Raw genomic sequence first — 22,217 nt, forward strand, 5'->3', positions numbered from 1 at the left:
CTTTGAAGAAAATCTCCGGCCGGTCGGCATCGTACACGTCGTAGTACATGTCCGGCATGGAACTCTCTTCTTCGCGCGCCTGCTCGCTGATCTGGTAAGTGACGCCCGCCGCCCAGACTTCTTCGGCGTCGACCGGGACGGTCACGTGCTGGTCGACGAACTCTTGGTCGACGACGTCGGCGTTTTCGGTGAGTTCAGCGGCGAGTCGGTCGATTGGGATTCGGGCGATANAGGTCCTGGTCGGCGGTCGTGAGGTCGTACGTCGTGGAGTCGCGAGTTGCCGTGAGACAGCGCTCTCCCGACACCTCAAGCTGGTGGTACTGCATTCGAATCCTGGTTTATAACCAAATCTAATAAAATTATGTTCTGTGGTGTCTTGCACCACACGTTGTCTCCGCAGTCCGGGGGACGAACGCTCACGTTCTGAATCACAGAATAAATTTGTCCCGAGTCATCGGCTCGGCGGAACCACCTGCAACGAACTGGCAGAAAATGTCGGCTGATGCTGAAAACTGCAGTTTCGTTGCACATCCGTAAACGCGAAATCGGCTATGGATGTTAGAACGAGCATACACACTCTCTCTCCCATCGGATGGCGTGGGGCTGTTAGCCGTGTCTGTGTTCGGATATCGTTGGTTCGCGCCGTTTATCGAACCGAACACCGGTGGTTAGAACTTGATAAGACATTCTTGATTTCAGAATGAAGTGTCCCGAAACCACGCTGATCTCCTCCGTGGCAGGTCTGAATGACTCCGTTTCTGAACCAAACCATTACAATCGTAGTATTGTACGAGAAGTCTCGTTCGAACTCACAACTGGCCGTGAAGAGCCTATAGAGGACCGAAAACTCCACTTTTTAAACGACGTTCTCTAGTTTGGAACACAATCTCGAATATCGGTGTCTGTCTGTCGACGGTCGAATCACGGATCACCCTACGTGCCCCGAAGGGAACGTTCCACTTGAGAGCCAATGGTGGCCTGTGTAAATTCGGCGACGAAGGACGCGGGGCCGAAGTCGGTAGCCAAGTGCGCGGTCCGAACTGTGTGCCTGTGCCGTTGAGTTACAGCCCACTTGAGGGTGGCCACCGCGGGGACCGTCTTCGACGCGGCGACGGCGCGGACATGGTGAAAGTGTTCCCCACCGGCACGCTCGGACCGGGGTTCGTCTCGGCGCTCGGTGGTCCCCTCGGCCACATCCCGACCGTCCCGACCGGCGGGGTCGGACTGGACAACGTCGGCGAGTTCGGCGTTATCGAAGCGAACGCCCGCGCGTTCAGCGCGGCCGTCGAGGCCGCCCGAACCAAGTAAATTCGGCCGGTTTCGAGGCCGTGCTTCGTTACTGCCTCGTCGGTGCGTCACGTTCGACTACAGTGGGTGCGACCGAGTTGCAGGGTATATCGACTGACACCTCTTCCATCTGCGGGTGAGGGAATTCCGACCGTGTTTGAGATATCACGGGTTGCAGTCTCTCTCCTGTTCGTGCCACCCAACCTGTGTTGGTGTCGTCCGAGGTGCAGGGAGGGCTCTCGATGGGTCTCTGCCCCATCTGAATTGTATATCTGTAGAAATATTGTAGCGCCATTCAGAAAATCTGAATATTCTAAATAATCTGGATTCCCTAAACAATTTTGTATAGTGTGGCCCCACCGAGATTATAGCTTCATCGTGTTATTTCCATGTTCTATCTAGGACTAACTATTAATTTTTGGAAATCAATACAACTCAATCAGTTCGATTCGCCATCCGACTAGGAATCTTCCCCGAACTGTTATTGCATATTTTGAGCACAATCTGATGCGTGCCTTCGGAAGCGACCGTCCAAATTCTGACGTCGGCCGTCCTCGTCGGCAACGGTCTCCGACCCCGCACGTAACCGTCTCCGATACTATTTATACCAGAAGCAATATGGAAGTGACATGAGCCGACAGCGACAGCGCAGAGTCTCAGTCGACCCCGTCCGACCGCCGAACCGACCCTCCTCGGGGGGCCAACTATGTCGTTGACGGGGGCGTTCACGAACGCGATTCTCCCGATTCTCGGCGTCGCCGTCGTCGGCTATCTCCTAGCACGAACGACGGACATCGACGTCGGGCCGATAAACACGCTCGGATTGTACGTTCTCATCCCGGCGTTGGCGTTCCACAGCATCGCCACGACGACCCTGGACGGCGGTGAAGTGCTCAAACTCGGCGTCGGCGTCGTCGGCTACGCGCTCCTCATGATTGCTATCGCGTGGGGCGTCGGCCGGCTCGCGGGCGAGTCGGGGCCGCTCCTCGGCGCGCTCATGCTGGCGGCGGCGTTCCCGAACTCGGGCTTCGTCGGCATCCCGCTGTCCGGGTTCGCGTTCGGCGAGGTCGGACGAACGACCGCCGTCATCTACCTCACCATCCAGAACCTCGTGGTCTACACTCTCGGCGTCTACATCGCGTCCAACGGCTCCGACAGCGGAGTTCTCGACGCAGTCACGGAGATATTCCGTCTCCCTCTCCTGTACGCCATCATCGCCGGCGTCATCGCCCGCGCGCTCGGTCTCGTCCCGCCGGCCGATTCGGCGCTCATGGAGACCGTCGGACTCGTCGGCGACGCGTCGATTCCGGTCATGTTGCTCATCCTCGGCATCCAGCTGGCGGAGACCAACGTGTCCGTGATATCGCGGTCGCTCGCGCCGACGGCGCTGAAACTCGTCGTCGCGCCGCTCGTCGGGTTCGGACTCGCGCTCGCGTTGGGGTTCAGCGACCCGACCGTCGCGAAGGTGTTCGTCCTTGAGTGTGCCACTCCCGCCGCGGTCATCCCGCTGGCGCTCACCATCGAGTACGCCGACGAGACGGCGGTCGACGGTATCACCGCCCCCGAGTACCTCAGCACGACCATCTTTACGACCACCGTCGCCAGCGTCGCCGTCCTGACCGTTCTCGTGGCGGTCTTGCAGGCGGGGGCGCTGTTCTGAGTAACCTCGGGACGGCGGTATTCGGGCCCGTTATCGACGAACGCTCTAGATTCACATTTCGAAAGCACCGTTTCTGATACCCGGTCCACTTCTCGCGTGAACCTCGAACAAGGGTCTCGCGGCGCACCACGGAGTCGCGCTGGTTGTTGTCTCGTAAACGCGGCGAGCCGTAGCGGCAGTCGCTTCTCAGGTGGGTGTCAGGAGAGTGCCAGCGCCACGAATCCGCTCGACACTACGCGGGACGGTACAGCGTAGAACCGACTGGTGACCCCACTGCGGTCTTCTCCACGTCTCGTAAACTGCGAACGATGGCACACTGAATTACAATCATATGACTGTAATGGGATTGTTACAGATATACGCCTGTAATCTCGACTGAATATGCGGGTCGAGCGTCGACTCCGAGGGACACCGCACTCGCGTTTGTACGCCTCCATTCTCGATATGAAAATGAGTGTTTAGCGGCCGCCCCGCTCGTCACCACGCGACTCACTCTCGATACGAGAACGACGGTCGTGTTACCGGTCGTAATCCGCATCGCCCGCGTGAGGCGAACAGTCTCCCGGGCTCAACGAGGCGGATAATCTCCTGTACCTCGGCCTGATTACGCTCGGTCTCGGGGGCGTTCATGGTTCGGTCACCGGTGGGGACGTTCACGCTCTGCTCGGCGATTATATTGATGTATTAATAATTTACAACACGCAAACGGAGTGGTCCGGCCACGCGGGTACTGACGGTTCGAATCGGAGTGAATCGGCGTTTGAGGCTATCTATTGCCGGTTCTGTAGCGAAACTCGCTCATTTCGGCCCCACACCGTCGTTTTCCTCTCGAAAATGCTTGGGGCCCTCGTTGGCGCTCGGCGGGCTCTCTGACCGCGTTCCGACCACCAAAATATTTAATAATTGATACTGTTTGACTCAACACGTCATGGTATCCGAAAAGCGGTTCGTCCAGGCGGACGACGTAGAGACGATTCAATTGGACTGGGGCACGCTGAAGTGGATGAACACACCCGAGGTCACCGGCTCCGAGGGGTTCAGCGCCGGCGTCGTGTTGCTCGAACCCGGGAAGGGCCACGAGCGACACACCCACCCTGATAGCGAGGAGATACTGTACATCCTCGGCGGCGAGGGCGAACAGACCATCGAGGACGAGACCCGGACGGTCGGCGCGGGCGACATGGTTCACATCCCCAGTGGCGTCGAACACAGCACCATCAACACCTCGTGGGAGCCGCTTCGGTTCCTCGCTGTGTACTGCCCGCCCGGCCCGGAAGCCGTGATTCGCGAGGACGACGACGCGACGGTCTTCCCGCCCGGCGAGTTCCCGGACAACTGATTCGCGCGGACGAGCGACTTCGTATCGACGCCGTTTCGGTCGGGTCGCTCGCCCGACGCCCGGCCGCCGGTCGATTCTTCCGAAATATTAAAGTCGTATGCGATGGCCTGTCAACTCGGATGAAGTATACTCGTGCTGAATCACTCGACCGTATCGAATCCACGATCGAATCCGGCGACCCCGTCATCGGCGCCGGTGCCGGAACCGGCATCTCCGCGAAGTTCGCGGAACGCGGCGGCGTCGACCTGCTCATCATCTACAACTCGGGGCGCTACCGGATGAACGGTCGGGGCTCGCTGGCCGGTCTCCTGCCGTACGGCGACGCCAACGAAATCGTCGTCGAGATGGGCCACGAGGTCATCCCGGTCGTCGAAGACACGCCGGTGCTCGCCGGCGTCAACGGGACCGACCCCTTCCGCGAGATGAGCGTGTTCATCGAAGACCTGCGCCGTCGCGGCTTCTCCGGCGTCCAGAACTTCCCGACCGTCGGACTCATCGACGAGGACAGCAGCTACCGGAAGAACCTCGAAGAGACCGGCATGGGCTACGACAAGGAGGTCGAGATGATTCGCGAGGCGAACGAGCAGGGTATGCTGACGTGCCCGTACGTCTTCACCGAAGAGCAGGCCAAAGCGATGACCGAGGCCGGTGCCGACGTCATCGTCTCCCACATGGGGCTGACGACCTCCGGCGACATCGGCGCGGAGACGGCGCTCGACCTCGACGACGCGGCCGAGCGCGTGCAGGCGCACCACGACGCCGCCAAGTCGATCCGTGACGACGTTCACGTCATCTGCCACGGCGGCCCCATCGCGTGGCCTGACGACGCGGAGTACGTCCTCAACAACACCGAGGGCGTCGTCGGCTTCTTCGGCGCGTCGAGCATCGAGCGCCTCGCCACGGAGGAGGCCATCGAGAATCAAGCGCGCAAGTTCAAGGAAATCGACTTCTGAGGGCTTTCGAGACGTTCTCGTTCGAGCGATTGCTACCGCTGCGGTGACTAGGTCGTCGCGGAGGCGGTCTCGCGTACAGTCGGACTACTCGACCGCGTACACCTTCGCGTCGGTTCCACCGAAGTACAGTCGCCCGTCGACGAGCGCCGGGCTGGACCCGACGCCCCGCCCGTCGATTTCCATGAACCACTCTTCTTGCCCGTCGGTCGTGATGGCGTGGACGCCGACCCCGTCGCCGTCCGACTGCCGGTGCGTCCCGACGTAGAGCGTGTCCTCCGTCAGGACGGGACTGCTCCCGACCTCCAGCGCGGGCGTCTCGAAGCTCCAGTTCTCGGCGCCGCTCTCGCGGTCGAAGCGGAACACCTTCGCGTGGTTCGTCGTCGGGTCGTCGAGCGTGTTGTACGGCGTGTGACCGACGTAGACGGCTTCCTCGCCGACCGCGACAGAGCCCGAGATGTATCGGCCCGCCGTGTCGGCGAGCCACTCTCGCTCGCCCGTCGCCGCGTCGGCGGCGTGGACGTTGCCGTTCCAGTCGGTGAAGTACACGGAGCCGTAGGCGACCGCTGGGCTCGACCATATCATGTCGCGGGTCTCGTAGCGCCACTCGACCTCGCCGGTCGAGCGCGACAGCGCGTACAGCGCCTCGTCCGAGGAGCCGACGTACACGCGGTCGTCCGTGACCGCCGGACTGCTGACGACCTCGTCTCCGACCTCGTAGTGCCACTCCGTCTCGCCGGTCTCCGCGTCGAGCGCGTACACCCAGCCGCTCTCCGAGACGTTGGCCTCCTCCGCGTACCACGCGCACGCGAGGTTGTGACAGCCGACGCCGGTGTAGACCGTCCCGTCCCAGACGGTCGGGCTCCCTCGAATCAATCCGTCGAACGCTCGGGACCAGCGTTCCTCGCCGGTCTCGGCGTCGATGGCGTACAGGTGTTTGTCGTACGACCCGATGTAGACGATACCGTCGGCGTAGGCCGGCGTCCCTTCGATTCGATGGCCCGCTTCGAAGGACCAACGGTCCTCGCCGGTCTCCGCGTCGAGCGCGTACAGGGAGCTATCGGCGCTCCCGATGTAGACGGTGTCGTCGGCGACGATTGGGCTTCCCCAGAACGCCCCGTCGGCCTCGAAGGTCCACTCGACCGAGGGTTCCGAGTCGAGCGGGGACACGTCGCCGATGTAGCCGGTGTTGTACCGCCCCCCGCGGAACGTCGGCCACGAGGTGACCGGTTCGGACACGGGGTGGCTCTGCGACGTAGACGCGACTGGAGGTCGCTGACACCCCGCGGCGAACGTGAGCGCGGACGAGGAGAACGCGGCGAGAAATCGTCGTCGGTTGGTCCGTTTCATGTCCCGTGTGTTCGAGTGTCACGAAATAATATTGTCGACTGACTGACGGCGACCGGGGCGAAGAACCGACTTCGAAATGCGAGACTGAGCGCCGGGGCAGGAACCGGAACGAGAGCGGAACGAGAGCCTCGGAGCAAATCGGAACGAGAACGGACCGAAACGGAAGCGAGGTGGGAGAAAAAGAGCGCGTCCGTCGCGCCGAGGGGCGCGCGTTCGGCGCGGTCAGACGACGAGGTACTCGTCGAGGTCTTCGGATTCGAGTTCGTCCACGGTCCCTCTGTAGACGATGTCGCCCTGGTCGAGCACGTAGCCGCGGTCCGCGATTCGGAGCGCCTCGCGGACGTTCTGTTCGATGAGGAGCACCGTCAGCCCCTGGTCGGCGATTTCCGCGACGGAGTCGCCTACCGCCTTGACGATTTGGGGGGCCAGCCCCTCGGTCGGCTCGTCCAGCAACAGCAGCTTCAGGTTCGGGAGCCTGAGCGTCCGCGCGATGGAGAGCATCTGCTGTTCGCCGCCCGAGAGCGTCCCGGCCTGTTGGGTCCGCCGCTCGTCGAGCCGCGGGAACAGGTCGTACAGCTCGTCTATCGACATCGTGCTCTCGCCGCCGCCGAGGCCGCCCCGGCGGATGGTGTTCCACCAGCCGCGGGTAATTTTCGACATCTCGAGGTTCTCCTCGACCGTCAGTTCGGAGAACAGCCGACGACCCTCGGGAACGACGCCGATGCCGCCCATGGCGATGTTGTCGGCCGGCCAGTCCGTGATGTCGTCGCCGTCGAACCGAATCGACCCGGACCGAATCGCCGGCGGTTCGGTCCCGGCGATGCTGCGGACCGTCGTCGTCTTCCCCGCGCCGTTGCGGCCGAGGAGCGTGACGACCTCGCCCTCGTCGATGCCGAGCGAGACACCGCGGAGGATGTGGCTCGGTCCGTAGTAGGCGTGCACGTCGTCGAGTTCGAGCAGGCTCATTGTTCCCCACCTCCGAGGTAGGCCTCGCGAACGGCCGGATTCTCCCGAATCTCCTCGGGGGTACCCTGCGCGATGAGCCGTCCCTGATGGAGCGTGAAGATGCGGTCGGACACGTCGAAGACGATGTCCATGTCGTGTTCGACGAGGAAGATGGTCATCCCCCAGTCGGCGAGGAGGTCGTGGATGAGGTCGACCGTTATCTCGGTCTCCGTCGGCGACATGCCGGCGGTCGGCTCGTCCATGAACAGCAGGTCAGGGTCGGTCGCGAGCCCGATGGCGACCTCTAAGCGCCGCTTGTCCCCGTACGGGAGCGAACCGGCTTCCATCCGGGCCTTCGAGTCGAGGCCGATGGTCTCCAGGATGTCGTTCGTCCGCGCTTGGACCTCGTCGAACGAGTCCCGCCGGCGGAAGAAGTTGACCCGGAACGAGCCGTGTTCGGCCGCGAACGACGCGACCTGCACGTTCTCGCGCACCGTGAGTTCCGGGAGAATCGACGCCGTCTGGAACGACCGGCCGACGCCGAGCTGTGCGATTTCGAACGGCTTCATGCCGACGAGTTCGTTCCCGGCGTAGAACACCTCACCCTCGGTCGGGCGCAGCCGACCGGTGATGGTGTTGATGAGCGTGGACTTGCCAGCCCCGTTGGGGCCGATGAGGGAGACGAGTTCGCCCTCTTCGACTTCGATGTCGACGCCGTCGAGCGCCGTGAGCCCGCCGAACTCCTTGGTGAGCCCGTGGGTTTCGAGCAGCGCCATCAGTTCTCACCTCCCGAGGAGTCGCCGGTCGAGTCGCCGCCCGTGAGGGAGTCAAGCAGTTCTCTGGGTTCGCGGAGCGCGCCGGTGAAGGCGGTCGTCATCCCCCAGATACCGTCGCGGTAGACCCACACGACCGTGGTAAACGAAAGCGAGAGCAGGAGCAGCCAGTAGTTGCCGAGCGTCGGGAAGCCGTTGACGATGCCCTTGAAGTAGAAGAACACGAACGTCCCGATGACCGGGCCGGCGAGCGTGCCGAGGCCGCCGAGAACGGTCATGACGACGACGTCGCCGCTGACGGACCAGTAGAGTCGCTCGACGCCCGCGAACTGGGTGTTGACGGCCATCAGGCCGCCTGCGAGGCCGACGATGGACGCAGAGAGGAGGAACGCCGCGAACTTGTAGCGCCAGACGTCGAGACCGACGAACGCCGTCCGCGTCTCGTTCTCGCGAATCGCCTTGAAGATGAGTCCGTAGGGCGACTTACGGATGCGCGTGATGGAGGCGACGACGGCGACGAAGAAGACGCCGACGAAGAGGTAGAGGTTGTTCACGACGAGTTCGCCGAGGAGGCCGCCGTACTGGTGTTCCAGTTCGAAGAACCCGAGGACGGGCGACCGCGGCACTTCGAGGCCGTTTATGCCCTTGGTTATCTCCACGAGCGGTTCTCGGGCGAGGAAGTAGAGGAACTGGCCGATAGCCAGCGCCACGATGGAGAAGTACACCGTGTGGAGACGCAGGAGAATCAGCGCCGCGACCGCCCCGAGGGCGACCGCCGCCAGCGTCGCGACGACGATAACTGCCAGCGGGTCGTTGTACACGTGAATCGCGAACAGCGCCGCAGCATAGCTCGCGGTTCCGAAGAACATGGCGTGCCCGAACGAGAGGAGGCCGGTCTGGCCCAACAGGAGGTTGAACCCGAGCGCGAATATCGACCAGATGAGGATCGTAACCGCGAGTCCGTGATACCCCTGGAAGATGTCCGAAACGACCGGTGCGCGGCCGAACGCGTACGAGAACGTCAGGACGAACAGCACCGACGACAGGAGGACGAACGACTCGGTGTGTTTGATTCCGTCCCAGGTGTCCCAGCTAATCAACGACGATTCTTCGTCTACGGTCTTGTGGATGTTGTCCGTGCTCATTGTCCGACCTCCGCCGAGGGGAAGATACCGCTCGGCCTAATCGTCAGCACCACGATGGCCAGCAGATAGATACTGGCCTGCGTCATGCTCGGTTCGAGTTCCGTCGCCACCGCGAAGGTGAGCCCGGCGAGGAGCGCGCCGACAACGGTCCCGCGCAAACTGCCGACGCCGCCCATGATGACGATGACCAGCGACGGGATAATTATCTCCATGCCGATTTCGGAAGTCACGTTGAACAGCGACCCGCCGAGGACGCCGGCGAGTCCCGCGTAGGCGGCACCGACGGCGAATATCAGGAGAAACGGCCTGCCGACGCGGATGCCGAGCATCTGCGTCATCTCGGAGTCTTCGGTACCCGCCCGCACGGCCAACCCGTAGTCGGTGTATTTGAAGAACGCGAAGATGCCGGCGACGAGCAACAGCGTGAGCGCGACGACGAGGACGCGTATCGTCGAGGCCGCGCTCATCCCCGGCGGCGTGCCGATGAGGGGAAGCGAAATCGCGCCCGTGAGCCACTCGGGCCGGGGGTAGATGGTCCCCGTCCGGCCGAAGAGGATGGCGACTAACTCTTGAGCGGCGATGAGGATTCCGAATGTCACCAAAAGCTGGTCGAGAAGTTCTCGCTCGTAGAACGGTTTTGCGATCCAACGCTCCATCGCGACGCCGAGGACGAAGATGACGACCGGCGTCAACACGAGCGCGGGTATGAACCCCCAATCGAGTCCGACCTGTCCGAAGTCGCTCAACAGTCCGCCGTACTGTTCGCTCGACGCGATGAGGAGCCCGATGTACGCGCCGCTCAAGTAGAGGACGCCGTGGGCCATATTCACGTATTTGAGCGACCCGAACACGATGGACAGGCCGACCGCGACGAGCAGGTACAGCGACGCGACGCTCAGCGCGATGAAGAGGAACCCGACGATGCTGTCGATATTCATCGTTTCCACCTCGGTACAGATGTGAGTAAGCACTTCATGGTGTGCACGATTATTCATGAATTCTTCAGTATGTTAATCTTGTGTTTCGCTGACTTCTGGCATGCCAGCGGGCCGCTCTCCGGGTTCGTCGGGGGCGGTCCCGGATGTCGGCGCGGCGCGAATGCAGTCGAGTGGGAGAATGGCGTGCGCGCGGCCGAGAACGCCGATGGCCGCTCGCGGATTATCGACTGCAGAAAATGGGAGTAAGGTACGTCGTATCGAGGCTTGGTCCGGCCGTTACTCGTCTCCGTACTCGTTGTCGCCCATGGCGCAGTTCGACGCCGGGAACTCGCTGCACTCGTAGACGAGCGGGTCGGTCGTCTCGACGATTTCCGTCCGGATACCGAGTTCTTCGGCGCGGTCGTCGCCGACGCCGCGGACCATGTACCACGGGCGCTCGACCTGGTGGTCGCAGGTCCGGTACGAGGAGTCGCCCCACGCGAGGCTCCACTCGAACTCTTCGAGCGTTCGAACCACCGTCGGCGGGTGGAACGTGCCGGCCTCTTCGACGGCGGCCGCGTACACCATCATCGACTCGTAGGTGTGCAGCGAACTCTGGTTGGGCGTCTCGTCGTACTCGGCCTGATAGGCTTCGACGAACGTCTGGCTCGCCTCGTTGTCGGCGTTCGGGTTCCACGGCTCCATGCCGAGGACACCTTCTGCGTCCGCGCCGAGCGGGTCGAGGGTGAACGCGCTGACGTGCGGGATGATGACGTCGATGTCGTCGGTCAGGCCGGCGTCTCGCAGTTGCGCGAGGCCGCTGGCGGCGAAGTTGCCGAAGCTGGAGAAGTACAGCGTGTCGGCACCGGAGTCTTCGAGCGCCTGAATCTGGGAGCTGTGGTCGGTCTCGCCCTCCGCGATGGCGGCACCGCCGGCGTCCTCCCACGGACCCTGTTCGGTGAGGTACTTGCGGGCGGCGTCGCGGTTCGACTGCCCGTAGGAGTAGTCCATGTAGATGTGGAACAGCGAGCGGTCCTCGCCGAGGACCGAGGGCGCGGCCTCGCCCATCGCCATCCCGATAATCTCCGCGTGGAACGTCGGGTGGAAGTAGTATCGCGAGCAGTTCTCCCCGGAGATGCCGGCGGACGTTGAGTTCCCGCCCATGAACGGAACTTTCTCTCGCTGGGCGACGTTCTGCATCGCCATCGTCACCGTACTGGACATGCCGCCCGTCCAGAACTGGATGTTGTCCCGCTGAATCATCCGCTCGATGTTGTCCTGTGCCGTGTCGGCGCTCCCGGCGGTGTCGGCCTTCGTCGGCTCGACCTGGTAGCCCATGATGCCGTCGCCGCTCAGTCGGTCCCAGTAGTCGACGAGGCCGCCGCCCTCGTTCAGGTGTTTGACCGCGAGGTCGAAGCCCTTCTCTTGGTCTTGGCCGTCGGGGCCCAACGCGCCGGAAGTCGGCCCGTTGAATCCGATGCTCACGGAGCTTCCCTCGGGCGGGAAGTTCCCGATAGCCTCGTAGTCCTCGCCGCTGTCGTCGCCGCCGGACGTGTCCCCGCCAGAGGAGTCGTCGCCTCCGCCGCCGTCGGTGTTCTCGGTCTCGGAACCGCCCCCACCGGTACAGCCCGCGAGGCCGGCCGTGAGTCCGGCCGTCCCGATTGCTTTCAGATAGCGTCGCCTGGATTCGTCAGTTAGCGCTGGTTGATCAGTCATGTTTCTTCGGAACGCTGGTAGTGACATGGTGTCATGGTATAGTTAAACTTTGTGATTATCCGGGTAGAAATCAGGTCACCCGGCCGGCCCGCGAGCGCGAACTCCCCCTCGTCGGCGCTCAGCACGTCGTCGGCAGCGGGGGCGACCCCCGAGTCCCGTTCTCGATTCGGAAACGCCCGGGTTAGGCCGCCGCCCGCATGCGGCGGTCGATGGCCTTCGCGAGCGTGAGCGCGAACTCCTCGTCGTTGATGTTGGCCGACGACTCGATGACCTCCACGTGGTCGTCGAGGTGCTCGCGCAGCGCGTCGAACAGCGCCTCGTCGGCCTCGGGGTCGTAGAACTCCTCGCCTTCGGCGTCGAGCATCGAGACGCCGCCGAGCGGGAGCGCGAGCGTGGTCGGCCCGGTCGCGGTGTTGAGCTTCTCCGCGATGATTCGGCCGAGTTCGGCGTTCTCCTCTGGGGTCGTCCGCATCAGCGTCACTTGCGGGTTGTGGACGTGGAACTGCCGGCCGTCGAACTCGTCGGAGATGGAGTCTTTCGGCCCGAAGTTGACCATGTCGAGCGCGCCGGTCGAGACGACCTGCGGGATGCCGCGCTCGGCCGCGGCGTCGAGCCGGTCCGGACCCGCCGCCAGGACGCCGCCGACCAGTTCGTCGGCCCACTCGGTCGTCGTGACGTCGAGCACGCCGTCGATAACGCCCTCTTCGACGAGCGACTCCATCGCCCGGCCGCCGGTCCCGGTCGCGTGGAAGACGATAGTCTCGTACCCGCGCGCTTCGAGCCAGTCGCGCGCCGTCTGGACGCACGGCGTGGTGACGCCGAACATCGTGATTCCGATGGTCGGTTTGTCCTCGGTCTCGACGGCCGGCTCGTTCGACACCATGCCGACCATCGCGAGTGCCGCGTTGGAGATGACGGTCCGCGAGAGTTGGTTGAGCCCCTCGATGTCGGCGACCGAGTACATCATCGCGATGTCGTGGTAGCCGATGTACGGCTCCGTGTCCCCCGAGGCCATCGTCGAGAGCATCAGTTTGGGGACCCCCATCGGAAGCGCGCGCATCGCGGCCGTCGCGACCGACGTGTTCCCCCCGCCGCCCAGACCGAGGACGCCGTCGAGTTGGCCCTCCGCGTGGAGTCGCGATGTGACGACGGCCGCACCGTCGCCCATGGTTTCGATGGCCTTGCCGCGGTCGCCGGCCTCCCGAAGCGCTTCGAGGGTGCTGCCGCCCGCCTCGGCCACGGCCGCGGCGTCGGTGTCCGGTTCGATTTCGGGCGCTCCCATCACGCCGACGTCGACGAGGTGAACCTCGATTCCCTGCCCTTCGAGCACGTCGCGGGCGAACCCTATCTCCTCGCCCTTGGTATCGAGTGTGCCGACGATGACGACGCTCATCGGTCACCCGCGGTGGACCGCTCGCGTCGGGTCGGTCCGCACCCGTCGTTCGAAACCTCGACGCCGCGCGGCGTCGCCGCCGATGCGACTGATTGTGTGCATGCGCGGTTCATACTTGCAATCGTGGCAACACTACAGACTGTAATTAATATTGGGGTCAGTCCAACGTTCACCGGCTAGTGACGCATCGAGACATGCGGACACGACTTGCCGCTGGACAGTACATTCAAGTAATGTTAGTTCATGAGATTTGGTAGCCCAAATCAATGAGCCGACGGAAATAATGGCTATACTTCCGTTACACCTCGCCTGTCAGTTGGGTGGGAACGCGGGAGTGAGAGCCGCCCGTTCGGCGAATTGGCCGGGTACACGGCTGGGTTGCGGTTCGCGAGAGCAGCGCAGTCCTGTAATCGCACGGTAACCAACGACGACAGCGGTCGACGCAACACACTATGACACACGACGACGACACGACACGGGAATCGAACCCCGACGACGGCGACAGCGAGGGACTGAACATCAACCGACGCAACTTCATGAAAGTGAGCGGCGTCGGGGCGGCGAACTTCCTCGGGGCCAGCGGCGTCGCACAGGCGAAACAGCTCACCACCGACGACACGATTCGCCTCGTCGCGACGGAGGGAGACATTCTCGCGGCGTACACGAACGAGGAATCGGTTATCGAGGGTTCGGGTCTCGCCGACGCGATATCCGACTGGCGTCAGGGCGACCTGACGACGAACTCCCTGCTGAAGGGAATCAACAGTTGGCGCAACGGGACGGAGATAGAGACCTCGGCGGACTCGTTCTCGTGGGTCGCGACCGCGCCCTCCGAGATGGAGGATACGACCAACCCGACGCTCGTCATGCACGAGGGCGAGGAGTACGAAATCGAACTCTCGAACGCCATGGACGAGGACATCACGTTCATGCTCGCGGACCCGACCGGCGAGGTGATGGAGTCGTTCTCGACGATGCAGGGGTCTGGCGACTCACAGACGGTCAGCTTCACCGCCGAGTCGTCGATGGCGATGTACTACGCCGAAGAGCACCCCGAGGAGATGCGGGGGAGCGTCGAGATAACGCCGCCTCCGGCCGAAGACAACATCAGCGTCCTCATGATGGGCGGCCCGCAGGGCGGCAGTCACAACGCGCCGGCCCGGCAGGTCCAGCTCACCGAGTACATGCTGGACCGCGGCATCGAGGTCCAGTACACCGACCGGCTCGCCGACCTCGAACCCGACGTGCTCCACCGCTACGACGCGTGGATCATGATGGACAACCGCGGCGCGAACTACGGCCAAGAGCTGACTCCGGAACAGGAGCAGTCCATCGTCGAGTTCGTCGAGAACGGCGGCGGCTTCATCCCGATACACAGCGCTTCGGCGTGTTTCACCGGCTCGGACGCCTACATGAACCTCGTCGGCGGCCAGTTCGCCGCTCACAACTTCGGCGAGATGACGACGAGCTTCGCCCAGCCGAGCCATCCGATTCTGTCGACCCTCGACCCCATCACGGTCGAAGACGAGACGTACCGCCACATGAACCTCAACGACGATATCAACGTGCTCGCCTACGCGCAGTTCCCCGACGGCGACAGCATCCCCGAGTACGACGACGGCCGCGAACAGGGCGAGCCGTGGTCGTGGACTCGCACACAGGGCGACGGGCGCATCTTCTACACCGCGTGGGGCCACGGCAGAGCCCCGTGGGCGACCGACGGCTTCAAAGCGCTCATCGAGAACGCGATTCGCTGGGTCACGAAGAACGAAGACACCATCGCTGAGGACACCAAGGTCCTCAACGACCTGGAGTTCATCGACGCCGACATCCCGTACTATCCGCCGCCGGAGGGGAGCCTCCTGGCGCCGGAGGTCCCCGAGGAGGTCGGCAGCGGAACGAGTTGGAACAAGATGCAGCGGGCGTTGAACCCCAGCGAGACGGTCCGGCGGACGATTACGCCGGAAGGGTTCGACCTCAAGCCGTTCGTCACCGAGGGCGACCTACCTGACGACGCGAAGGGGAACATCCTCGACGCGAAGTTCGACGCGCAGGGTCGCGTCTGGCTGTCGGTCACCCGCGACTATCCGAACGAGCTAGGCCAGGACCGCGACAAAATCGTCGTCTGCGAAGACACGGACGGCGACGGACAGGCCGACGAGTTCACCATCTTCGCGGACGGCCTCTCGGTGCCGGTCAGTATGGTTGTCGTCGAAGACGGCGTCGTCGTCGCCGACCTCGACGACCCCAGCGAGAGCGGGAAGATGGTCCACCTCGTCGACACGGACGGGGACGGGCAGGCTGACGAGCGAAACGTCCTGTTCTCCGGGTTCGGTAACGGCGACACCCACGCCGGCCCCAACGAACTGGCCCACGGCATCGATAACTGGATTTGGGGACAGGTCGGGTACGGCGGTTTCAGCGGCAACATCGCCGGCGAGGAGCGAAACTTCAGTTCCTCGGTCTACCGATTCAAGTTAGAAGACGGCTCGGTCACCGACTTCGAAATCGTCGGCGCACTGCCGGGGAACCAGGCGGGCCTCGGTTTCACCGAGGAGGGTCTCGCCTTCGGTTCGGCCGCGACCTCCGGGCGACCGAGCAACTACTTCGCTATCCCGCATCAGTACTACGACCTCATCGAGGGAACGGGACCGAACGACTTCGGTGCGGCGTCTGATTCGAACCGGTTCCTCCCGGTCACCGACCGCGTCCGGCAGGTCGACCTCCACGGCGGGTACACCGCGGCGACCGGCCACACCATCTACACGGCGCGCGAGTACCCCCAGAAGTACTGGAACAACACCGGCTTCGTCGGCGACGGCACGGGTCACATCCTCGGGTCGTTCTTCCTCTCGCAGGACGGTGCGGGCTACAACACCCACTACGCCCACAACATCGCCGGCGGCACCGACGCGTGGTTCGCGCCGTCGTACTCCTCCGTCGGCCCGGACGGCATGCTGTGGTTCATCGACTGGTACAACTACATCTACCAGCACAACCCGACGCCCGGTGGCTTCGAGAACGGCCCCGGCAACGCGTACATGACCGAGGTACGCGACCACGCAACTGCCCGGCTCTTCCGCGTCGTCTACGGCGACGACGACGGCTACGAGCCGACCGACCTCGCGGACGCGAGCGTCTCGGAACTCGTCGACACGCTGTCGAGCACGAACATGTTCTGGCGGCGGACGGCCCAGCGGCTGTTGGTCGAACGCAACGAGACGGGCGCGCTCTCGTCGCTCGTCGACCTCGTCACGACGGAGACGCTCGACGAGATTAACCTCGACCCGGCGGCGATTCACGCGCTGTGGACGATGCACGGCCTCGGCGCGCTCGACGCCGACACTGGAAACAGCACCGCGATTCAGGCCGCGCTCGGCACGCTGACGCACTCTTCGCCGGGCGTCAGGCTCACCGCACTCCGCGTCCTGCCGTCGACGACGGACACGCGACAGGCGATTCTCGACAACGACCTCCTCAACGACGAGGACGGTCGGGTCGCCATGTGGGCGCTCGTCGCGCTCGCGCAGACGCCGTCCGACGACGCGTCCGGCGAGGCGGTCTACGAGATGATTAGCGCCGAATCGAACTATCAGGACACGGTCCTCGTCGACGCGGCGTCGCTCGCCGGCGCGACCCACGCCGACGGGTTCATCCCGGCGTACGAGGCCAACGAGGACACGAGCGACGGTGGGGACGACACCGGCGACCTGCCGAACCTCCTCGAAAACCCCTCGTTCGAGACGCCCGCCGGCGGCGACACCGGGGGTGACTCAGACCCGATGCCGGCCGGCTGGTCGACCACCCCGTACACCGGTTCACCGGAGTTCGCGTACGCCGAGACGGGCTACGAGGGTGACCGGAGCGTCCAAGTGTCGTCCACCGAGGGAGCCGACGCCTCGTGGAACACGACGGTCGCGGTCGACCCGAACACCGAGTACACTCTCTCCGCGTACGTCAAGACCGATAGCGTCCAACTCGTCGACGGTACCTCGATCGGTGAGGGCCCGCTCGGGGCGACTATCAGCGTCGAGCAGATAGCGAACACGGACTCGGGAACCCAGTGGGACACAATTCCGTCCGGACTGACCGGCACCAACGACTGGACGGAGGTGAGCATCACCATCAACAGCGGCGACCTCGAAGAACTCCAGATCAACTGCCTGTTCGGTGGCTACGGCGAGGCGACCGGCACGGCGTGGTTCGACAGCGTCTCGCTGACCGACCCCGACGGCACCGACGTGCTCTCGAACGGTTCCTTCGAAGAGAGCACCGGCAGCAGCGAGCCCGCGATGCCCGCCGACTGGACGACGAACACGTTCGCGGGCACCGCAGAGTACACCTACGCGGACGCGGGTCAAGACGGCAGCCAGAGCGTCCAAATCTCGTCCGCGGAGGGCGCGGACGCGGTCTGGCTCACCGACGGCATCTCGGTCCAGCCCGAGACGGAGTACACCCTCAGCGGCTGGATAAAGACCGAGAACGTCCAGGTGAGCGACTCGGCCCGCGGTGCGCTGTTCAACGTCCACAGTACGGACTTCGAGACGGGCCCGCTGACTGGCACCAACGACTGGACGGAGGTGAGCACCACGTTCACGACGGGTGCCGACACCACGACGGTCCAAATCAACTGCCTGTTCGGCGGCTACGGTAACGCGACCGGCACGGCGTGGTTCGATAACGTCTCGCTGACCGACCCTGACGGGAACAACGTCCTGCCGAACGCGTCGTTCGAAGAGGCCGCGAGCACCGACTCGTCGTCGGACCCCGAGGGCCCGGCGAACTGGGAGGGAACCACTTACGGCGGCACGGCTGAGTTCACCTACACCTCGGACGTGGCGCGGACGGGCGACTACAGCGTCCGGGTCGACTCAACGGAGGGTGCGGACGCGTCGTGGACGCAGTTCCGCGACGACCTCGAACCGAACTCCGAGTACCGCTTCCGAGCGTGGGTCAAGACCTCGGACGACTTCAGCAACTCCGAGGACGGCTTCGGTGAAATCGGAAGCTCCTACGGCGTCACCATCAACATCCACTCACTCGGACAGGGCTCCGTCACGGACTACTACACGGACCCCGTCGAGGACTGGCAACTGCTCGAAACGACGTTCTCGACCGGCGCGTCGCCCGGCGAGTTCCAGTTCAACCTGTTGTTCGGCGGCTGGGGCAACGCCACCGGTACCGCGTGGTTCGACGACACCGAACTCAAGCGCATCGGCGGCTCCGGCAACGGGCTGGAACTCGTCTACGACCGCGTCACCGAACACGTCGAGGCGACCAGTGGTGACGGGAGCGACGACGGCGGCAGCGACGACGGCGGCAGCGACGTCATCCCGTCGGGGTCGACCATCGAACTCGAAGCCGAGAGCAACGAGGGCTGGACCGGCGTCTCGCCGTCCGGTATCGCGGACGCGACGAACCCGACGCTCACCCTCGAAGCCGGCGGCGAGTACACGGTCACGTGGACGAACCGCAACGGCGCGCCTCACAACTTCGAGGTCGTCAACGGCGACGACACCGTCGTGAACGACATCTCCACGTCGTACCTCGCGACGCAGGGCGAGTCACAGAGCGTCACGTTCACCGTCACCGACTCGATGGCGGAGTACGTCTGTCGCGCCCACAGCTTCCGGATGCGCGGCACCATCGAAATCGCGAGCTCGGGAGGTAACTGAGCGGGCGAGACGCGTTCCGACCGCGGTCCGTGGCGTCTTTTCTTTCGTATCGAACTTGAGCCGAGCGACGCGGAAAATCAGCACTTCGGGCGCGTCGCGGCGATGCCCGGACTACACCTACACCTGCGGGCCGGCGAACAGCGACGGGCGCTCGAACGCGAGCGACACGTCGTCAGCGATGCCGAGCAGGTCCGCGACCGTCGGGGCGAACCGCCGGGCGTCGACGATTCGGTCGGACGAGCCGTCGGGGGCCGCCGGCCCGCCGAAGCCGTAGAAGCCGCGCGTCTCGGGGTCGACGCGACCGTGCGACCCGGACACCTTCGTCGGGTCGAGCGTCACGAGCCCTTCGTCGCCGAGAAACAGTTCGCACGGGTCGAAGCCGGGCTTGGCGTGGATGTCCATCTCCGTCGCGTACGACGGCGCGTCGGCGTCGTCGGTCCACCAGTAGTACTGGAACCACGCGTCCGCGTCGGCGACGGCGACGAGGTCGCCGGCGTTCGGGTGGTTCGCGTCGCCCCGCGCTTCGCCTTCGACCACGGCGTCGACGCCGGGGAGCGATTCGAGAACCTCTCGGGCGGCCGCCGGCCGGTCGGTGTACACGTGCGCGATTTGGTGGTCGACCATCGCGAACGCCGACGACGCGGCGATATCGACCTCCTCGCCGCCCTCGCCGTCGTCGCGCACCGAGAGCAGCCCCGCGTCGCGGAGCGCCCGGTTCGGGAACGCCGGCGTGTCGACCGCGTTGAAGCCGTACTCGTTGACGACGCCGACCGCCGTTTCGGACCAACGGGGCGTCGCTTCGAGCCAGTCGAGGAACTCGCCGACGAGGTCGTCGACGACGCCGACGGCCTCCCGAAGTTCCGGGGAGTCGGGACCGTGCCGCTGCGCGTCGTAGTCGAGGTGCGGCACGTACACCCACAGCAGGTCCGGGTCGTACCGCGCTATCGACTCCCGCGCGGTCGCGAGAATCCACTCGCTGCTGCGCTCGTCGGCGACCGGCCCCCAGTAGTTGTGCAGCGGGAAGTGGCCGTACTCCTCGCGGAGGTCGTCGTAGAACTCGTCGGGATTCGTCCAGCAGTCCATCTCCATGAGGTTGTTGTCCTCGTCTTCGATGGGCGACGGCGTGACGGCCACGTCGGCGCTCGTGCCGATGAGGTGTTGGAAGAACAGCGCGCCCGTCGTGAGGCCCGCCTCGTCGCTCGCGGCCTCCCACAGCCGCGTTCGCGTTCCTCGGTCACGCTCCCAGAACTCGGCGACCTGTCGGTCGCGGTCGAACTCGCCGCTGGACACGTCGCCGTGGGCGGCGGGCGACTGCCCGGTCGAGAGGGTCGTCTGTGCGGGCACCGTGACGCTCGGAAACGGCGGTTCGAGCGCCCCGGACGGCTTTCCGGCAAGTAGGTCGGCGATATTCGGTGCCAATCCCTCGTCGAGATGTTCTTGTTGGAGTCCGACGACGTCGAGGACGACGACGCGCCCGGCACCGGACGCGGTCGCGTCCGAGGTCCTTCGAGCCGTCACGTTCCCTCCGCGTGGCGCTCCGCGTAGTCGTAGAGGAGTCGGAACTGTTCGGACAGTTCGTGTCTGTCGACGCCCTCGGGGGACTTGAAGAAGGACGCGAGGTGCGGCATCGTCCCGCCCTCGCCGCGCTCGTCGGCGAAGGCGGCCAGCCGGACCATGTCGAGGACGAGCGGGGCGGCGAGCGCCGAGTCGGCCCCCTCCCACGTGAACTGCATCTTCATCTTCGTCCCGAGGAAGCCCTCGAAGTGGACGTGGTCCCACGCGGTCTTCCAGTCGCCGAGCGACGGCGTGTAGTCGATGCGGACGGCGTTGTGGGTCTCGTACCCGAGGATGTCGTCCAGCAGGCTGCCCTTGCTCTCGATCTTCCCCGCCTTGTTGGCGTCGTCTTCGAGGACGAGACCGTCGCTGTTGCCGAGGATGTTGTGACCCTCCCACGAGAGGACGCGCAGGTTCCGCCCCGCGAACATCGGCCCGAGCGCGGACTTCATCAGCGTCTCGCCGGTTTTCCCGTCGCGGCCCATGTGCGGCACCTCGTTTCGCTCCGCGAGTTCGCGGAGCCCACCGAGCGAAGAGCCGGTACTGGGGGTGAAGTTGATGTACGGGTGGCCGTCGAGGAGCGCCGCGTACGCGTACAGGGCGCTCGCGGGGAGGTTCGGGTCGTCGCGCTCGACCGCCGTCTCGAACGCCGCCAGCGTGTCGTAGTCGCCGGGCGTCGGAATCGGCGGCTCGGTCGACGCGGCGTTCACGACGACCAGTCGGTCGACGTCCTGCGAGTCGGCGAAGGCGGCGTAGTCGGCCCGTATCTCCTCGACGATGTCGGCGACGGCCACGTCGTTACTCTCCGTCTCCGAGGACATCCCCTCGACCGCCTCGCCGCACCGGCGCGCGGTTCCGAGTTCGACGCGCTCGTCGATTTCGCGGAGGTCCTCGCGGACCGCGTCGAGGGTGTCGGGTGCCACGACGCCGCCGTGGCCCGCCATCTCCTCGGCGGTCTCCTCGATTCGCTGGGCCCGGATGTCGTGGCCCCCGAACACGAGGTCGTCGACGGCGGGGAGGTCCAGCGCGGCCACCGGTTCGTTGGCCGTCACCATCCCGGTCGTGTCCGCGACGCCGCGGGCGATTGCGCGCGCGCCGGTCATCGAGACGCTCGCGACGTTACCTCTGGCTCCGATAATCCAAACTCCGACTGTCATCGACTCACGATTGCGGTGTGCGATGAAGAATCTTGTCCTTCAATCATGTTGTTTCTGTGTCGGTCCCGGTTGGAGGGAACTCACCAGTCGCGGGAGGTGTCAGCGTCCCGTCTGTCGAGTTGGTCGCCGTGTTTGCTGAAGTCGAGGTTCCGGTCGAGGACCGTCTCTTCGGGGTGCCGCCACGTCTCGTCGCAGTCGACGCAGCGCCACTCCTCGTAGGGGCGACCCTCCTCGGGAGTGACGCGGTTCGATTCTATCGGCTCGCCGCAGAACGGGCAGTGTTCCGGCATGTGACTACGGGGTCGGCGCGGACGAGTAAATAGCTGTCTCCGCCGTCGGTCGCGGCCGCTGCGGTC

At 64.5% G+C, this 22,217-nt stretch carries 14 protein-coding genes and 2 pseudogenes; 5 read left to right on the forward strand and 11 right to left on the reverse strand.

Features of this window, described 5'->3' with window-relative positions; translation table 11 throughout:
• Positions 1–326 (reverse strand): annotated as a pseudogene (locus C457_RS20980) (fumarylacetoacetate hydrolase family protein); the annotation flags it as partial.
• 787 nt (positions 327–1,113) lie between these two features.
• Here C457_RS20980 and C457_RS17410 point away from each other — a divergent pair.
• The 4 genes and pseudogenes from C457_RS17410 to C457_RS17425 form a co-directional block, all read left to right on the forward strand.
• A pseudogene (locus C457_RS17410) lies at positions 1,114–1,308 on the forward strand (bifunctional 4-hydroxy-2-oxoglutarate aldolase/2-dehydro-3-deoxy-phosphogluconate aldolase); the annotation flags it as partial.
• A 685-nt stretch (positions 1,309–1,993) separates the two neighbouring features.
• The gene (locus C457_RS17415; RefSeq protein ID WP_004971734.1) at positions 1,994–2,947 is read left to right on the forward strand and encodes an AEC family transporter; all 954 of its coding nucleotides are present in this window, start codon (positions 1,994–1,996) and stop codon (positions 2,945–2,947) included.
• Between the two features lie 928 nt (positions 2,948–3,875).
• The gene (locus tag C457_RS17420; protein ID WP_008096728.1) at positions 3,876–4,286 is read left to right on the forward strand and encodes a cupin domain-containing protein; all 411 of its coding nucleotides are present in this window, start codon (positions 3,876–3,878) and stop codon (positions 4,284–4,286) included.
• Between the two features lie 119 nt (positions 4,287–4,405).
• Positions 4,406–5,239, forward strand: a complete 834-nt coding sequence (locus C457_RS17425; protein ID WP_008096729.1) for a phosphoenolpyruvate hydrolase family protein — start codon at positions 4,406–4,408, stop codon at positions 5,237–5,239.
• Between the two features lie 84 nt (positions 5,240–5,323).
• Here C457_RS17425 and C457_RS17430 read toward each other — a convergent pair whose 3' ends face one another.
• From C457_RS17430 to C457_RS17465, 7 genes are all read right to left on the reverse strand, one after another.
• On the reverse strand, positions 5,324–6,586 hold the full coding sequence (locus C457_RS17430) for an outer membrane protein assembly factor BamB family protein (protein WP_008096730.1): 1,263 nt from the start codon (positions 6,584–6,586) through the stop codon (positions 5,324–5,326).
• A 222-nt stretch (positions 6,587–6,808) separates the two neighbouring features.
• Positions 6,809–7,552, reverse strand: coding sequence for an ABC transporter ATP-binding protein (locus C457_RS17435; RefSeq protein WP_004971743.1), 744 nt, complete (start codon positions 7,550–7,552; stop codon positions 6,809–6,811).
• Positions 7,549–8,307 (reverse strand): ABC transporter ATP-binding protein, encoded by a 759-nt coding sequence (locus C457_RS17440; RefSeq protein ID WP_004971745.1) that lies wholly within the window; start codon positions 8,305–8,307, stop codon positions 7,549–7,551. The genes C457_RS17435 and C457_RS17440 overlap by 4 nt, the downstream gene beginning before the upstream one ends.
• Positions 8,307–9,449, reverse strand: coding sequence for a branched-chain amino acid ABC transporter permease (locus C457_RS17445; protein ID WP_008096732.1), 1,143 nt, complete (start codon positions 9,447–9,449; stop codon positions 8,307–8,309). The genes C457_RS17440 and C457_RS17445 overlap by 1 nt, the downstream gene beginning before the upstream one ends.
• The gene (locus C457_RS17450; protein WP_008096734.1) at positions 9,446–10,387 is read right to left on the reverse strand and encodes a branched-chain amino acid ABC transporter permease; all 942 of its coding nucleotides are present in this window, start codon (positions 10,385–10,387) and stop codon (positions 9,446–9,448) included. The genes C457_RS17445 and C457_RS17450 overlap by 4 nt, the downstream gene beginning before the upstream one ends.
• Before the next feature lie 276 nt (positions 10,388–10,663).
• Positions 10,664–12,082, reverse strand: coding sequence for a substrate-binding protein (locus tag C457_RS17460; RefSeq protein ID WP_008096737.1), 1,419 nt, complete (start codon positions 12,080–12,082; stop codon positions 10,664–10,666).
• A 181-nt stretch (positions 12,083–12,263) separates the two neighbouring features.
• Positions 12,264–13,475 carry a Tm-1-like ATP-binding domain-containing protein gene (locus tag C457_RS17465; RefSeq protein ID WP_008096739.1) on the reverse strand — a complete coding sequence of 404 codons (1,212 nt, stop codon included), beginning with the start codon at positions 13,473–13,475 and terminating at the stop codon, positions 12,264–12,266.
• Positions 13,476–13,927: 452 nt separating this feature from the next.
• Here C457_RS17465 and C457_RS17470 point away from each other — a divergent pair, with 452 nt between their 5' ends.
• Positions 13,928–19,150 (forward strand): PVC-type heme-binding CxxCH protein, encoded by a 5,223-nt coding sequence (locus tag C457_RS17470; protein WP_008096741.1) that lies wholly within the window; start codon positions 13,928–13,930, stop codon positions 19,148–19,150.
• A gap of 117 nt (positions 19,151–19,267) precedes the next feature.
• Here C457_RS17470 and C457_RS17475 read toward each other — a convergent pair whose 3' ends face one another.
• The 3 genes from C457_RS17475 to C457_RS17485 all read right to left on the reverse strand — a co-directional run bounded on the left by C457_RS17475 (position 19,268) and on the right by C457_RS17485 (position 22,151).
• Positions 19,268–20,668, reverse strand: coding sequence for an alkaline phosphatase family protein (locus tag C457_RS17475; protein WP_008096743.1), 1,401 nt, complete (start codon positions 20,666–20,668; stop codon positions 19,268–19,270).
• Positions 20,665–21,861 (reverse strand): inositol-3-phosphate synthase, encoded by a 1,197-nt coding sequence (locus tag C457_RS17480; protein ID WP_049913696.1) that lies wholly within the window; start codon positions 21,859–21,861, stop codon positions 20,665–20,667. Before C457_RS17480 ends, C457_RS17475 begins: the two co-directional genes overlap by 4 nt.
• An 80-nt stretch (positions 21,862–21,941) precedes the next feature.
• Entirely contained in the window at positions 21,942–22,151 is a 210-nt protein-coding gene (locus C457_RS17485) for a hypothetical protein (protein WP_008096745.1), read from the reverse strand.
• Positions 22,152–22,217 lie beyond the last annotated feature (66 nt).

Source organism: Haloferax prahovense DSM 18310 (assembly GCF_000336815.1).
Taxonomy (GTDB): Archaea; Halobacteriota; Halobacteria; order Halobacteriales; family Haloferacaceae; genus Haloferax; species Haloferax prahovense.

Excerpts from the sequence above, each read along its gene's own strand:
- C457_RS17480 (WP_049913696.1), bottom strand. The coding sequence starts at position 21,861 with ATGACAGTCGGAGTTTGGATTATCGGAGCCAGAGGTAACGTCGCGAGC.
- C457_RS17445 (WP_008096732.1), bottom strand. The coding sequence starts at position 9,449 with ATGAGCACGGACAACATCCACAAGACCGTAGACGAAGAATCGTCGTTG.
- C457_RS17470 (WP_008096741.1), top strand. The coding sequence starts at position 13,928 with ATGACACACGACGACGACACGACACGGGAATCGAACCCCGACGACGGC.
- C457_RS17420 (WP_008096728.1), top strand. The coding sequence starts at position 3,876 with ATGGTATCCGAAAAGCGGTTCGTCCAGGCGGACGACGTAGAGACGATT.
- C457_RS17460 (WP_008096737.1), bottom strand. The coding sequence starts at position 12,082 with ATGACTGATCAACCAGCGCTAACTGACGAATCCAGGCGACGCTATCTG.
- C457_RS17415 (WP_004971734.1), top strand. The coding sequence starts at position 1,994 with ATGTCGTTGACGGGGGCGTTCACGAACGCGATTCTCCCGATTCTCGGC.
- C457_RS17440 (WP_004971745.1), bottom strand. The coding sequence starts at position 8,307 with ATGGCGCTGCTCGAAACCCACGGGCTCACCAAGGAGTTCGGCGGGCTC.
- C457_RS17465 (WP_008096739.1), bottom strand. The coding sequence starts at position 13,475 with ATGAGCGTCGTCATCGTCGGCACACTCGATACCAAGGGCGAGGAGATA.
- C457_RS17435 (WP_004971743.1), bottom strand. The coding sequence starts at position 7,552 with ATGAGCCTGCTCGAACTCGACGACGTGCACGCCTACTACGGACCGAGC.
- C457_RS17430 (WP_008096730.1), bottom strand. The coding sequence starts at position 6,586 with ATGAAACGGACCAACCGACGACGATTTCTCGCCGCGTTCTCCTCGTCC.
- C457_RS17425 (WP_008096729.1), top strand. The coding sequence starts at position 4,406 with ATGAAGTATACTCGTGCTGAATCACTCGACCGTATCGAATCCACGATC.
- C457_RS17450 (WP_008096734.1), bottom strand. The coding sequence starts at position 10,387 with ATGAATATCGACAGCATCGTCGGGTTCCTCTTCATCGCGCTGAGCGTC.
- C457_RS17485 (WP_008096745.1), bottom strand. The coding sequence starts at position 22,151 with ATGCCGGAACACTGCCCGTTCTGCGGCGAGCCGATAGAATCGAACCGC.